We start from the raw sequence: 12,326 nt of genomic DNA, 5'->3' as shown, positions 1-12,326 counted from the left end.
GAGGACACAATGCAGGGTTCTGTGACAGAGTTTCTAAAACCGCGCCTGGTAGATATCGAGCAAGTGAGTTCGACGCACGCCAAGGTGACCCTTGAGCCTTTAGAGCGTGGCTTTGGTCATACTCTTGGTAATGCACTGCGCCGTATTCTGCTCTCATCGATGCCGGGTTGCGCGGTGACTGAGGTTGAGATTGATGGTGTACTACATGAGTACAGCACCAAAGAAGGCGTTCAGGAAGATATCCTGGAAATCCTGCTCAACCTGAAAGGGCTGGCGGTGAGAGTTCAGGGCAAAGATGAAGTTATTCTTACCCTGAATAAATCTGGCATTGGCCCTGTGACTGCAGCCGATATCACCCATGATGGTGATGTCGAAATCGTCAAGCCACAGCACGTGATTTGCCACCTGACCGATGAGAATGCTGCTATTAGCATGCGTATCAAAGTTCAACGTGGTCGTGGTTATGTGCCGGCATCTGCCCGAATTCATTCGGAAGAAGATGAGCGCCCAATCGGCCGTCTGCTCGTCGATGCTTGCTACAGCCCTGTAGAGCGTATTGCCTACAATGTTGAAGCAGCTCGTGTTGAACAGCGCACCGACCTGGACAAGTTAGTTATTGAAATGGAAACCAATGGCACAATCGATCCTGAAGAGGCGATTCGTCGTGCGGCGACCATTCTGGCTGAACAACTTGAAGCTTTTGTTGACTTACGTGATGTTCGTCAACCAGAAGTTAAAGAAGAGAAACCAGAATTCGATCCTATCTTGCTGCGCCCTGTTGACGATCTGGAATTGACTGTCCGCTCTGCTAACTGCCTGAAAGCAGAAGCTATCCATTATATCGGTGATCTGGTACAGCGTACTGAGGTTGAGCTACTTAAAACGCCTAACCTTGGTAAAAAATCTCTTACTGAGATTAAAGATGTGCTGGCTTCCCGTGGACTTTCTCTGGGCATGCGTCTCGAGAATTGGCCTCCGGCAAGCATCGCTGACGAGTAACCAGATCACAGGTTAAGGTTTTACTGAGAAGGATAAGGTCATGCGCCATCGTAAGAGTGGTCGTCAACTGAACCGCAACAGCAGCCATCGCCAGGCTATGTTCCGCAACATGGCAGGTTCACTGGTTCGTCATGAGATAATCAAGACGACTCTGCCTAAAGCGAAAGAGCTGCGTCGCGTAGTTGAGCCGCTGATTACTCTTGCCAAGACTGACAGCGTTGCTAATCGTCGTCTGGCATTCGCCCGTACTCGTGATAACGAGATCGTGGCAAAACTGTTTAATGAACTGGGTCCGCGTTTTTCTAGCCGTACCGGTGGTTACACTCGTATTCTGAAGTGTGGCTTCCGTGCAGGTGACAATGCTCCGATGGCTTACATCGAGCTGGTTGATCGCGCCGAGTCTAAAACAGAAGAAGCTGCTGCAGAGTAATTTGCAACAGTAAAATAAAAAAACCGGGCTTGCCCGGTTTTTTTATACCCAAAATCTGTTCGATTCTGCCTAATCCTCGTATCCTGATACTCGGCATATAATATTCAGTTGAGGTTAGTATGGGATTACTCGACGATTGGGCTGAACGTCATATCCTGGAAGGGCAGCGTAATGGTGATTTTAACCAATTGCCTGGTGAGGGAAAGCCGCTAATACTGGATGATGACAGCCATGTCCCTGCTGAACTGCGCGCGGGTTATCGTCTGCTAAAAAACTCTGGTTATTTGCCTCCGGAACTGTTGTTACGCCGTGAAGCCATTGAGCTCTCTGACCTGTTAAACAGTTTGAAAACGGTGGGTGAAGACTACCATTCTGTGAGTAAAAAATTGGCCTTATTGGAGCTTAAGTTACAGCAAGCAGGAATTTCTACTGATTTTTTGCACAGCCACGAGTATGGTGAAAAACTCAGTAAACATATCGGGGAGCCATAATAATGTATCGCATTGGTGAATTAGCAAAACTGGCAGAAGTAACACCTGACACCATTCGTTATTATGAAAAACAAAATATGATGGATCATAAAGAGCGTACAGGTGGTGGCTTCCGGCTGTACAGTGAAAATGATTTGCAACGACTGAAATTCATTCGCTATGCCAAACAACTAGGGTTTACGCTTAATGCAATTAGTGAGCTACTCTCTATTCGTATTGAACCTGATCAGCATACCTGTCAGGAGTCTAAAAGTATTGTACAGCACAGACTTCAGGAGGTTGAACTTCGTATTCAGGAACTACAACATATGCGTCAGTCACTACAGCATCTGAACAATGCATGTTGTGGTACTGCACATAGCAGCAAGTATTGTTCAATTCTTGAAGCGCTGGAAGAAGGTGCAAGTCGTCACAATGAATAAATACCGGGTAATGATCCTACATCCGTTAGTTAAGGAAATAGCATGAAGAATAGTTATCGTCACCAAAAAGGGCAGATCAACGACAATGCCTTACAAGCACTACTCCATGATCCCCTGTTTAAAGTGCGGATTGAGAAAAATAAGAAAGGGAAGGGAAGTTATCAGCGTCAGGAAAAATACGGGAAGGGAAAAAACTGGGAGGCCAGTGGTAAGCAAGTCTGTAACTTCTTTACCACTGGCCTTCTTGCAGAACAAGTGCCTTACCCTAATCGTCTCTGTTTCGCTGGAAGTGAGCCGATCCATTCAATCGATTAGCGCAAGTACACTTATCTATTCAGGGTAAAAATGATTCATGCACGACGATCGTTTTGCTGTTTTAACAGGTCACGAATTTCACTCAACAGCACTTCTTCTTGGGATGGACCAGCAGGTGCAGGTGCCGCTTCTTCTTTTTTTCTGTACAGCTTATTAATCACTTTGATAGCCATAAAAATAGCGAAAGCAACGATGACAAAATCAAAAATACTCTGGATAAATGAGCCATAATTCATTACAACGGCAGGCACGTCACCGCTGGCTTCGCGAAGGGTTAAAGAGAACTGTTTAAAATCAATACCACCTATCAGTACTCCTAAAGGAGGCATGATGATATCCGCAACCAGTGATGAGACAATCTTACCAAATGCAGTACCGATAATGACACCGACTGCTAAATCAACCACATTTCCGCGCATTGCAAAATCACGGAACTCTTTTAACATACTCATTTGACTCTCCTCAGGCCTGCGAATAATACAATCTTGCACGTGTATTTTATTTGGGGATCTACCCGTTCTTTTTCTGCTACTCAGTGATGGCTTCACATATCAAACAGGATTAACATCTTCAGCCATCTCTGTTTAGTCAGATAAAGCATAGAGTACTCTATGCCTGCCTGCTATCCTGCAACAGGAATAATTTAGACGTATAGTTACGTATTTACTTTATTACATCATGTACTAAACGAGTATCAATCATCCCGTCATAATGAATTATAAAAAGAAAGGACTTGGCTGGAACAGACGTTCAACATCACTGACAAATTTCTTGTCTGTTAAGAACATGATGACATGGTCCCCTTGCTCTATACGTAAGTTATCACTGGCAATCATGACATCCTGGCCGCGCACTACGGCACCAATAATGGTGCCCGGTGGTAACTTAATATCATCAATAACTCTGCCCACCACTTTTGAGGTGCTCTCATCTCCATGTGCAACGGCTTCAATGGCCTCTGCCACACCTCGACGCAATGAAGAAACATTCACGATATCGGCTTTACGTACATGGCCGAGTAGTGCTGATATGGTGGCTTGTTGTGGCGAGATAGCAATATCAATAACACTTCCCTGGACCAGATCGACATAAGCTTTACGTTGTATCAGAACCATTACTTTTTTCGCCCCCATGCGCTTGGCGAGCATGGCAGACATAATATTGGCTTCATCATCATTGGTAACAGTGATGAATAAGTCTACTTGATCGATATGTTCCTCTGCCAGTAGCTCCTGGTCAGAAGCATCACCGTAAAAAACAATCGTATTTTGCAGCATTTCAGCCAGCTCAGTCGCTCGCTGCTGATCACGTTCAATCAGTTTTACGCTGTAATCTTTTTCCAGCTTCTGCGCCAGACCAGCACCAATATTCCCGCCACCGACCAACATAATACGCTTATAGGGTTTTTCCAGCCGCTGCAATTCGCTCATTACAGCACGAATATGTTGTGAAGCCGCGATGAAGAAGATCTCATCACCAGCTTCAATAATTGTAGAACCTTGTGGCCGAATGGGTCTGTCATGACGGAAAATAGCCGTGACCCGAGTATCGATATGCGGCATATGTTCGCGCATCGTGGATAATGCATTACCGACCAATGGCCCACCATAGTAGGCTTTTACCACCGCAAGGCTGACAGCGCCTTCAGCAAAATTAACAACCTGTAAGGCGCCGGGATATTCAATCAGACGGTAAATATTGTCGATAACCAGTTGTTCCGGGGCTATCAGATGGTCAATTGGAATAGCATCTGCACTGAACAGTTTTTCAGCATCGCGTACATAACTGGGGGCACGTATACGCGCGATACGGTTCGGTGTATTAAATAAGGAATAGGCGACCTGACAAGCGATCATGTTGGTTTCATCAGAACTGGTGACGGCAACCAACATATCTGCATCGTCAGCACCCGCCTCTCTTAACGTGTGAGGGTGGGATCCATGTCCCAGAACCACACGTAAATCGAACTTGTCCTGCAAGCCACGCAATCGGTCCTGATTTGTATCAACAACGGTGATATCGTTGTTCTCCCCCACTAAATTTTCTGCCAGCGTACCGCCGACTTGTCCTGCACCTAAAATGATTATTTTCATCATTTATCACTTAATGAGTGAGATATCTATGATTCACTATTGGTGAAATCAGCGTTTGATTAACTTAGCGTAAAAGAAACCATCACCGCCATCTACAAGTGGCAGGTTTTGTCGTCCCGGCATTTTTTCGTCCCCTGTTTCCACTAAGCTTGCATCGGCATGATGGCTCAGGAATGTCCGAATTTGCTCGCTATTCTCGTCAGGAAGTATTGAACAAGTTGCATACAGGAGTGTGCCACCAGACTTTAGGTAAGGCCAGATGGCGTCAATTATCTCTTTTTGTAGCGTCACTAATTCGGGGATATCCCTGTCACGACGGAGCCACTTGATATCCGGGTGACGGCGAATAACACCTGTCGCAGAGCAGGGCGCATCTAACAGAATGCGATCGAACTTAGCCCCTTCGCACCATTGCTGCGGATGGCGTCCATCACCTTGTTTCACTTCTGCCTGCATATTGAGACGTTCCAGGTTCTCATGGATTCGTTTGATACGCTGAGTATCCACATCTACCGCCATGACCTTGGCTTTTGGGGCCCGCTCAAGAATATGTGTAGTCTTTCCACCAGGGGCAGCACAAAGATCAAGAATGAACTCACCATCTTGAGGATCAAGTAGATCAACACAGCCTTGAGCAGAAGCATCCTGAACCGTTACCCAGCCTTTATCAAAACCAGGCAGGCGCTGTACTGGCACTGGTGTGTCGAGCAATACGGCATCGGGATATTTTTGACAAGCCTGGCCTGTCAGTCCACTGTCTTCCAGTAATTTAAGCCATTCTTCACGGGTATGATACTGACGATTAACTCGCAACCACATTGGCGGGGATTGATTATTGGCATCAACAATGGCTTGCCATTGAGTTGGCCAGGCTTTTTTAAGACGCTGTAGTAGCCATTTTGGATGCAGGTAGTGGCTTTCATCTTTCTCTGCCGCAGCCAGCAAGGCATCTTGCTGACGCTGGAACTGACGCAACACCCCGTTGATTACACCTTTGAAGGCATGACGCTTGATAGCTACAGCCCCTTCAACGGTTTCTGCCAGGGCGGCATGTGGTGGGATACGGGTATAAAGTAGCTGGTACAGGCCAACCAGAATGAGATAATGGACAGTACGTTGTTTACCTGTCATTGGGCGTGACATTAATTGTTGAACAAACCACTCGAGTTGCGGCAATGTGCGTAGTACGCCGAAGCAGAGTGCTTGTAACAGGGCCCGATCTTTTTCCGCAACTTTGAGCTGCATTGCCGGTAATATTTGACTGAGTGATTGTCCTTGTTCGACAACCTGTTCAACTGTTTGGGCAGCAATGCTGCGGAGATTTAATGTTTTTTTCATAACCGGGCTTTGGGTTTCCAGCGCGATAAATAAAAATGCCCAGGATAGACCTGGGCATATGAAGGAGAAGCATCAGGCGAGAAGTGTTCCTGGCTCAAACCACTCCCGGCGGGAGTTCAGTAAATCCTGAGCTGACATCGCTTTTTTACCTGCAGGCTGGAGTGATTCAAGATTTAAGATACCTTCGCCGGTGGCGACCTGAATACCCTGTTTACCGACCGATAAGATAGTGCCAGGTTCGGCATCAACGGGGGTGAGGATGACGGAGGCTGCCCAGACTTTCACTGGCTGCCCTTCAATGTCAATCCAGCTCATGGGCCAGGGATTAAACGCACGGATACAGCGCTCTAGCTGGGAAGCGGAAAGAGACCAGTTAATCCGGGCCTCTTCTTTACTGAGTTTTTCCGCATAGGTAACGAGTGACTCATCCTGGATTTCGGGTTGGGCACTGCCAGCGGCTAACTGCTGTAAGGTTTTCAGTAATCCCTCAGGTCCCAGCCCTGCCAGTTTATTGTACAAGGTCGCACTGGTATCTTCTGGCTCAATATTACAAGCGAGCTTCACTAACATTGCCCCGGTATCCAAACCGACATCCATCTGCATGATAGTAACACCCGTTTGGGCATCACCCGCCCACAAGGCGCGCTGAATCGGCGCAGCGCCACGCCAGCGAGGCAGTAGCGAGCCATGCACATTAATGCAGCCCAAACGTGGCATTTCAAGCACGGCTTTTGGCAAAATTAAGCCATAGGCCACCACTACCATGACATCTGCATTCAAATCAGCAATCAATTGCTGTTCTTCTGCCTTACGCAAGGATGCTGGCTGAAAAACAGGAATACTCTGTTCTTCTGCCAGTACTTTTACCGGGCTGGGCATGAGTTTTTTGCCACGCCCGGCAGGGCGATCTGGCTGAGTGAAAACACCGACAATCTGGTGCCCTGAAGCGAGCAATGCGTCAAGATGACGCGCAGCAAAGTCCGGGGTTCCGGCAAAGATAATGCGCAGTGAGTCAGACACGTTGTATTGGATCCTCAGGCTTTCGCTTTCAAACGATCAAGTTTTTCAACTTTTTGGCGAATACGTTGTTGTTTCAATGGCGAAAGGTAATCAATGAATAGTTTGCCAATTAAGTGGTCCATCTCATGCTGAATACAGATAGCCAGTAAACCATCTGCCTCCAGTTCATAAGACTGACCATTGCGATCCAGAGCCTGAATTTTTACCTTTTCGGCCCGAGGAACCAGAGCGCGTTGTTCCGGAATGGACAAGCAGCCTTCTTCTATTCCGGTTTCGCCGCTCTTTTCAAGCAATACTGGATTGATAATAACTAATTGCTCTTCGCGGTTTTCAGAAACATCAATCACGATAATACGCTGGTGAATGTTGACCTGCGTTGCGGCAAGGCCAATACCTTCCTCTGCATACATTGTTTCAAACATATCATCGACGATACGTTGAATATCTTCATTTACTTCTTTAACTGGCGCAGCGACTGTACGAAGACGCTCGTCAGGAATATGTAATACTTGCAAAACTGCCATAAATATCCAGAGCTATGTTCAGGAGGTAAAAGGGAGATACCCCCTATTCTAGACATTTCCCTAACTGATTGACAGTATCAGTGACCAATAGCAAGGATTGCTTTTATTGTATCTGATAAGGGAAAAACGATGCCACCAACGGAGATTTGGCTGCGTTTGATGCTTATTCCTGGTTTTAGTGGGGATAACTGTCTGAAAGTTTTTCATTTTCTACAGAACTGTTCCGTAATAGATGACGATGCTCTTATTGCCAGTGGTTTAAATACAAAAAGCTGCCACCTTTTTAATAGTCTGACACTAAAGCAGCGAGAAATGAGTCTGGCGTGGCTTGACGATCCACGGCATCACTTTCTCACCGCGGATAGCCCTGACTACCCTGAAACATTACGTGCAATCGCCCATTTTCCACCTGCGCTGTTTGTTGCGGGAGACCCAACAGTGCTGCACCGGCATCAACTGGCCGTGGTGGGGAGTCGTAATCTTTCTGATTATGGTGAGCGTAGTTGTCGTCAATTCTGTGAGCCATTGGTAAAAGCCGGATTGACAATTACCAGTGGTCTGGCACTGGGTATTGACGGGGTGGCTCATCGTTCCGCATTACATGCTCAGGGGCGAACAATTGCGGTGTTAGGCAATGGTCTGGGCAGTGTCTATCCACGGCGCCATAGCGCTCTTGCCCTGCAAATTATGGAGCAGGGAGGGGCGATTATTTCTGAATTTCCTCTTGATAGTTCTCCCTGGCCCAGTCATTTTCCCTGGCGTAACAGAATCATCAGTGGTTTGAGCCGGGCTGTCTTTGTTGTGGAAGCACATGAAAGAAGCGGCTCTTTAGTGACTGCGCGCTATGCTCTGGAACAGGGTCGTGAAGTTTTTGCTTTACCGGGATTGGTTGATAGCCCGGGCAGCAGTGGCCCACATCGGCTGATTCAACAGGGAGCAACTTTAGTTCGCCATCCAGAAGATATCCTCGATTATCTTGAATCTGAACTATGCTGGCTGCGTGTTTCACCGGTGACGTCAATATATTCATCAAATCCCCCCGACTGTGCATTGCCAATTCCTGAACTGTTGGCTAACGTAGGGGATGAGGTTACACCTGTTGACGTCGTCGCTGAACGTGCCGGCCAACCTGTGCCAGAGACAGTAGCCAAACTGCTCGAACTGGAGTTAGCAGGATGGATCGCAGCAGTACCCGGCGGCTATGTCCGATTGAGGAGGGCATGCCATGTTCGACGTACTAATGTACTTATTTGAAACCTACATTCATGACCAAACTGATCTACATGTCGATCAGGATAAACTCACTCACGATCTAACCGATGCGGGGTTTGATCGCGAAGACGTTTATAATGCATTGGTATGGCTTGAAAAGCTTGCCGATTATCAGGAAGGGCTGACTGAACCCATGCAGTTAGTGTCAGACCCGTTATCAATGCGCATCTATACGACTGAAGAACGTCAGCGTCTGGATGCGGATTGTCGTGGATTCTTGCTGTTTCTTGAGCAAATCCAGGTGTTGAACCTCGAAACTCGTGAGATGGTTATTGAACGGATCCTGGCGCTGGATACTGCAGAGTTTGAGCTTGAAGATCTGAAGTGGGTTGTGCTGATGGTGTTATTCAATATTCCCGGGTGTGAAAATGCCTATCAGAAGATGGAAGAATTACTCTTCGAATCAAATGAGGGTATGCTGCATTAACTTTTCGTTTCTGTGAGATACCATGGTTAAGTCTGCACTTTTTGCGGTGCCATCAAATTCGTCCTGCCTCCTTTGTGGGGCAGCTTTAGTTATTCGTTCAGGAAAACATGGCCCCTTTCAGGGTTGCTCTGCTTATCCTGAATGTGACTATGTCCGCCCACTAAAAAACCAGGCGGATGGCCATATTGTTAAAGTACTTGATGGTCAGCACTGCCCTGTTTGCCAGGCAACGCTGGTACTGCGCCAGGGCCGTTATGGCATGTTTATTGGTTGTAGCAACTATCCTGACTGTGATCATACCGAAGTTATCGATAAACCGGATGACACGACAATAGCCTGCCCACAATGTGAGAAAGGCCACTTGATACAACGCCGTTCCCGATATGGTAAAACCTTCTGGTCTTGCTCCGGTTATCCTGACTGCCAGTTTGTTATTAACTTCCAGCCGCGGGCAGGCATTTGCTCACACTGCCAATACCCACTACTTATTGAAAAGAAAACAGCCAAGGGCGTAAAATACTTTTGTGCCAGTAAACAATGTGGAAAGCCGATATCGGCGGAACAAATCTGTGAATAATCAAACCACTGAAAACCAGCTCTTACAAATTGCAGGCGTATTAAAACAACAGCAGGTTATTGCTTATCCTACCGAGGCGGTATTCGGTGTAGGCTGTGATCCTGACAGCGAACTCGCCGTTATGCGTTTACTGGAGTTAAAGCAGCGCTCAGTTGATAAAGGCCTCATTCTGATTGCCGATAATTTTGAGCAACTGATGCCTTATATAGATGACTCTGCGTTAAGTGATGCTCAACGGCTGGTGGTATTTTCCCATTGGCCGGGGCCGGTGACCTTTGTATTCCCAGCCCGGCCTGAGACACCGAAATGGCTGACGGGGCGTTTTGACTCTTTAGCTGTGCGTGTCACTGATCATCCTTTAGTGAAAAAACTGTGTCGCACTTATGGTAAGCCGTTAGTCTCTACCAGCGCTAACTTAAGTGGGAAGCCTCCTTGCCGTCAGGCCAGCGAGGTCTACCAACAATTCGGTAATGATTTTCCAGTATTGGAAGGTGATACAGGGGGGCGCACAAACCCTTCTGAAATCCGTGATGCTTTAACTGGCGAATTATTCAGGCAGGGGTAAGTATGAACGCTTTTGCGGTTTTTGGTAATCCAGTTCAGCACAGCAAGTCGCCCCGTATTCACCAGCATTTTGCTATGCAGATGGGCATAGAGCATCCCTATGGGCGGGTGCTGGCGCCGGTGGATGCATTTATTGAGACTCTTGAGTCTTTTATTGCCGCTGGCGGGCGTGGTGCCAATATCACCGTTCCCTTCAAGGAGCAGGCTTTTGCTCGTGCCGATGAACTGACGGAACGAGCCGCTTTAGCTGGTGCGGTGAATACCCTGAAGCGATTGGATGATGGTCGATTACTTGGGGATAATACCGATGGGGTGGGTTTAGTTAGTGATCTGGAACGTTTAGCACTGATCCGTCCTGGTGATCGTATTCTTTTGATTGGGGCAGGTGGTGCGGCACGGGGAGTGATTGCGCCATTGTTGGCTTTAAATACGCATATTACCATTACCAACCGCACTTTTGAGAAAGCACAGACACTGGTGGAGATTTTTAACCAAACCGGAAAGGTACAAGGGCTGGATTACTCTCAGTTAGAGGGTGAGCAGTTTGACTTACTGATTAATGCGACGTCCAGCGGCCTCAATGGCGAGATCCCAGCATTGCCGCGCTCGCTACTTTCATCACCAGTACGTTGTTATGATATGTTCTATCAACAAGGCCTGACGCCTTTTCTGTCATGGGCCGTCGAACATGGTGTGAATGAGTATGCAGATGGACTGGGAATGCTGGTGGGGCAAGCCGCGCATGCAGTGTTACTCTGGCATGGTGTATTACCGGAAATTGCACCGGTGATTGAAGCATTAAAGCAAGAGATGAGCGTGTGAATCAGGCGATTCAATTCCCTGACAGCGAAGTTTGGGATGAAAACAAACAAGCTATCTGTTTTACCGCTCTCGTTGCGGGATTCCAGGTTAATTGTGCAGTGAGCGGTACATGGCTTGTTGGTGAGTTTGGGGGCAGTACACCGGAACAATGGTTGGCACTATTCCGGCAACACCGTTGGGATCTTGAAGAGCACTTTGAAGCATTAATTCGCAATGAAGAAGAGGATACTCAAGGCTGGTATTGGCTATCCTGATCGAGATACTCGTTTTTCCAGCTGACATAGTTATTAGCTGAGTAGGTTAGCCCCTGGCGTTCATCTTCAGTCAAAGGCCTGATTTGCCGCACTGGGTTACCTAAATAAAGGTAACCACTTTCGAGTTGTTTATTTTGCGTTACTAACGTGCCAGCACCAATAATAACGTCGTCACCAATTAAAGCGCCATCTAATAAGATAGATCCCATTCCTACTAGTACACGATCTCCGATAGTGCAGCCATGTAACATTGCTTTGTGTCCGATAGTCACATCTTTTCCAATAATCAGTGGGTTTCCTTCCGGTTTATAGGATGACTTATGGGTAACATGCAGCACACTACCATCCTGAATATTGGTGCGTTCCCCTATCGTTATCCTGTTAACATCGCCACGGATTGCTACGAGAGGCCAGACACTGACATCATTGGCTAACTGAACATCACCAATGACAACACTACTGGGATCGATCATGACTCGTTGGCCAATGGTTGGGGATCTTTTCTGATAAGCACGTAATACTGTGGACATAAATACCTCGCTACGCTCGTTGTATGATTAAGACTTTGGCCACTTTTCTGAGCAATGGCAAGGGTTGTGAAGGTCAAAAAGTAGCTAAATCGAACGCAGTAACAGCAAAAAGAATGAAAAATAGTCACTCGGAAGAAAAGATCTAAAAAACACTTGTGCTAAAAATCAGTATCCCTATAATGCGCCTCCACTGACACGGAACAACGGTTTACAAACCGCCGAGTGAGTCGAAGAAAAGCGAAAATAAA

Annotated in this window: 17 protein-coding genes; 11 read left to right on the top strand and 6 right to left on the bottom strand. The window is 47.0% G+C overall.

The window, feature by feature from the left end; genetic code table 11:
- Positions 1-9 precede the first annotated feature (9 nt).
- From rpoA to JK154_RS17135, 5 genes are all read left to right on the top strand, one after another.
- Positions 10-999 carry a DNA-directed RNA polymerase subunit alpha gene (gene rpoA, locus JK154_RS17155; protein WP_002919219.1) on the top strand — a complete coding sequence of 330 codons (990 nt, stop codon included), beginning with the start codon at positions 10-12 and terminating at the stop codon, positions 997-999.
- 40 nt (positions 1,000-1,039) lie between these two features.
- Positions 1,040-1,429 carry a 50S ribosomal protein L17 gene (gene rplQ / locus JK154_RS17150; protein WP_211993933.1) on the top strand — a complete coding sequence of 130 codons (390 nt, stop codon included), beginning with the start codon at positions 1,040-1,042 and terminating at the stop codon, positions 1,427-1,429.
- Between the two features lie 119 nt (positions 1,430-1,548).
- Entirely contained in the window at positions 1,549-1,920 is a 372-nt protein-coding gene (locus tag JK154_RS17145) for a DUF1992 domain-containing protein (protein WP_211993932.1), read from the top strand.
- A gap of 2 nt (positions 1,921-1,922) precedes the next feature.
- Positions 1,923-2,342 (top strand): Zn(2+)-responsive transcriptional regulator, encoded by a 420-nt coding sequence (gene zntR, locus JK154_RS17140; protein WP_211993931.1) that lies wholly within the window; start codon positions 1,923-1,925, stop codon positions 2,340-2,342.
- Positions 2,343-2,384: 42 nt separating this feature from the next.
- The gene (locus JK154_RS17135; protein ID WP_211993930.1) at positions 2,385-2,657 is read left to right on the top strand and encodes an alternative ribosome-rescue factor A; all 273 of its coding nucleotides are present in this window, start codon (positions 2,385-2,387) and stop codon (positions 2,655-2,657) included.
- 35 nt (positions 2,658-2,692) lie between these two features.
- On the opposite strand, the gene mscL is transcribed toward JK154_RS17135, so the two are convergent.
- The 5 genes from mscL to def all read right to left on the bottom strand — a co-directional run bounded on the left by mscL (position 2,693) and on the right by def (position 7,632).
- Positions 2,693-3,109 (bottom strand): large-conductance mechanosensitive channel protein MscL, encoded by a 417-nt coding sequence (gene mscL, locus JK154_RS17130; RefSeq protein ID WP_211993929.1) that lies wholly within the window; start codon positions 3,107-3,109, stop codon positions 2,693-2,695.
- Positions 3,110-3,373: 264 nt separating this feature from the next.
- Positions 3,374-4,750, bottom strand: coding sequence for a Trk system potassium transporter TrkA (trkA, locus tag JK154_RS17125; protein WP_211993966.1), 1,377 nt, complete (start codon positions 4,748-4,750; stop codon positions 3,374-3,376).
- A 48-nt stretch (positions 4,751-4,798) separates the two neighbouring features.
- Complete coding sequence (gene rsmB / locus JK154_RS17120; RefSeq protein ID WP_211993928.1) at positions 4,799-6,088, bottom strand: 16S rRNA (cytosine(967)-C(5))-methyltransferase RsmB; 1,290 nt, start codon at positions 6,086-6,088, stop codon at positions 4,799-4,801.
- 72 nt (positions 6,089-6,160) lie between these two features.
- On the bottom strand, positions 6,161-7,108 hold the full coding sequence (fmt, locus tag JK154_RS17115; RefSeq protein WP_211993927.1) for a methionyl-tRNA formyltransferase: 948 nt from the start codon (positions 7,106-7,108) through the stop codon (positions 6,161-6,163).
- 14 nt (positions 7,109-7,122) lie between these two features.
- Positions 7,123-7,632 carry a peptide deformylase gene (def, locus tag JK154_RS17110; protein WP_211993926.1) on the bottom strand — a complete coding sequence of 170 codons (510 nt, stop codon included), beginning with the start codon at positions 7,630-7,632 and terminating at the stop codon, positions 7,123-7,125.
- A 129-nt stretch (positions 7,633-7,761) separates the two neighbouring features.
- Here def and dprA point away from each other — a divergent pair, with 129 nt between their 5' ends.
- Genes dprA through JK154_RS17080 form a run of 6 tightly spaced genes read left to right on the top strand, consistent with a single transcriptional unit; the run spans position 7,762 to position 11,548 of the window.
- Positions 7,762-8,886 carry a DNA-protecting protein DprA gene (gene dprA / locus JK154_RS17105; RefSeq protein ID WP_211993925.1) on the top strand — a complete coding sequence of 375 codons (1,125 nt, stop codon included), beginning with the start codon at positions 7,762-7,764 and terminating at the stop codon, positions 8,884-8,886.
- The gene (smg, locus tag JK154_RS17100) at positions 8,858-9,331 is read left to right on the top strand and encodes a DUF494 family protein Smg (protein ID WP_211993924.1); all 474 of its coding nucleotides are present in this window, start codon (positions 8,858-8,860) and stop codon (positions 9,329-9,331) included. The genes dprA and smg overlap by 29 nt, the downstream gene beginning before the upstream one ends.
- Positions 9,332-9,353: 22 nt before the next feature.
- The gene (locus JK154_RS17095) at positions 9,354-9,908 is read left to right on the top strand and encodes a topoisomerase DNA-binding C4 zinc finger domain-containing protein (RefSeq protein WP_211993923.1); all 555 of its coding nucleotides are present in this window, start codon (positions 9,354-9,356) and stop codon (positions 9,906-9,908) included.
- The gene (tsaC, locus tag JK154_RS17090; protein ID WP_211993922.1) at positions 9,901-10,473 is read left to right on the top strand and encodes an L-threonylcarbamoyladenylate synthase type 1 TsaC; all 573 of its coding nucleotides are present in this window, start codon (positions 9,901-9,903) and stop codon (positions 10,471-10,473) included. The genes JK154_RS17095 and tsaC overlap by 8 nt, the downstream gene beginning before the upstream one ends.
- A gap of 2 nt (positions 10,474-10,475) precedes the next feature.
- Positions 10,476-11,294, top strand: a complete 819-nt coding sequence (gene aroE, locus JK154_RS17085; RefSeq protein ID WP_211993921.1) for a shikimate dehydrogenase — start codon at positions 10,476-10,478, stop codon at positions 11,292-11,294.
- A complete protein-coding gene (locus JK154_RS17080) occupies positions 11,291-11,548 on the top strand; it encodes a DUF1488 domain-containing protein (protein ID WP_211993920.1) in 258 nt (85 codons plus the stop codon). The genes aroE and JK154_RS17080 overlap by 4 nt, the downstream gene beginning before the upstream one ends.
- On the opposite strand, the gene JK154_RS17075 is transcribed toward JK154_RS17080, so the two are convergent.
- Positions 11,524-12,078, bottom strand: a complete 555-nt coding sequence (locus tag JK154_RS17075; RefSeq protein ID WP_211993919.1) for a gamma carbonic anhydrase family protein — start codon at positions 12,076-12,078, stop codon at positions 11,524-11,526. The genes JK154_RS17080 and JK154_RS17075 overlap by 25 nt on opposite strands.
- Positions 12,079-12,326 lie beyond the last annotated feature (248 nt).

The sequence above is a fragment of the Citrobacter sp. JGM124 genome (assembly GCF_018257795.1).
Taxonomy (GTDB): Bacteria; Pseudomonadota; Gammaproteobacteria; order Enterobacterales; family Enterobacteriaceae; genus JGM124.
The sequence above is the reverse complement of the archived record's forward strand: the minus strand, read 5'-3'. Positions and strand labels throughout refer to the sequence as shown.

Excerpts from the sequence above, each read along its gene's own strand:
- rpoA (WP_002919219.1), top strand. The coding sequence starts at position 10 with ATGCAGGGTTCTGTGACAGAGTTTCTAAAACCGCGCCTGGTAGATATC.
- rplQ (WP_211993933.1), top strand. The coding sequence starts at position 1,040 with ATGCGCCATCGTAAGAGTGGTCGTCAACTGAACCGCAACAGCAGCCAT.
- JK154_RS17145 (WP_211993932.1), top strand. The coding sequence starts at position 1,549 with ATGGGATTACTCGACGATTGGGCTGAACGTCATATCCTGGAAGGGCAG.
- zntR (WP_211993931.1), top strand. The coding sequence starts at position 1,923 with ATGTATCGCATTGGTGAATTAGCAAAACTGGCAGAAGTAACACCTGAC.
- JK154_RS17135 (WP_211993930.1), top strand. The coding sequence starts at position 2,385 with ATGAAGAATAGTTATCGTCACCAAAAAGGGCAGATCAACGACAATGCC.
- mscL (WP_211993929.1), bottom strand. The coding sequence starts at position 3,109 with ATGAGTATGTTAAAAGAGTTCCGTGATTTTGCAATGCGCGGAAATGTG.
- trkA (WP_211993966.1), bottom strand. The coding sequence starts at position 4,750 with ATGAAAATAATCATTTTAGGTGCAGGACAAGTCGGCGGTACGCTGGCA.
- rsmB (WP_211993928.1), bottom strand. The coding sequence starts at position 6,088 with ATGAAAAAAACATTAAATCTCCGCAGCATTGCTGCCCAAACAGTTGAA.
- def (WP_211993926.1), bottom strand. The coding sequence starts at position 7,632 with ATGGCAGTTTTGCAAGTATTACATATTCCTGACGAGCGTCTTCGTACA.
- dprA (WP_211993925.1), top strand. The coding sequence starts at position 7,762 with ATGCCACCAACGGAGATTTGGCTGCGTTTGATGCTTATTCCTGGTTTT.
- smg (WP_211993924.1), top strand. The coding sequence starts at position 8,858 with ATGTTCGACGTACTAATGTACTTATTTGAAACCTACATTCATGACCAA.
- JK154_RS17095 (WP_211993923.1), top strand. The coding sequence starts at position 9,354 with ATGGTTAAGTCTGCACTTTTTGCGGTGCCATCAAATTCGTCCTGCCTC.
- aroE (WP_211993921.1), top strand. The coding sequence starts at position 10,476 with ATGAACGCTTTTGCGGTTTTTGGTAATCCAGTTCAGCACAGCAAGTCG.
- JK154_RS17075 (WP_211993919.1), bottom strand. The coding sequence starts at position 12,078 with ATGTCCACAGTATTACGTGCTTATCAGAAAAGATCCCCAACCATTGGC.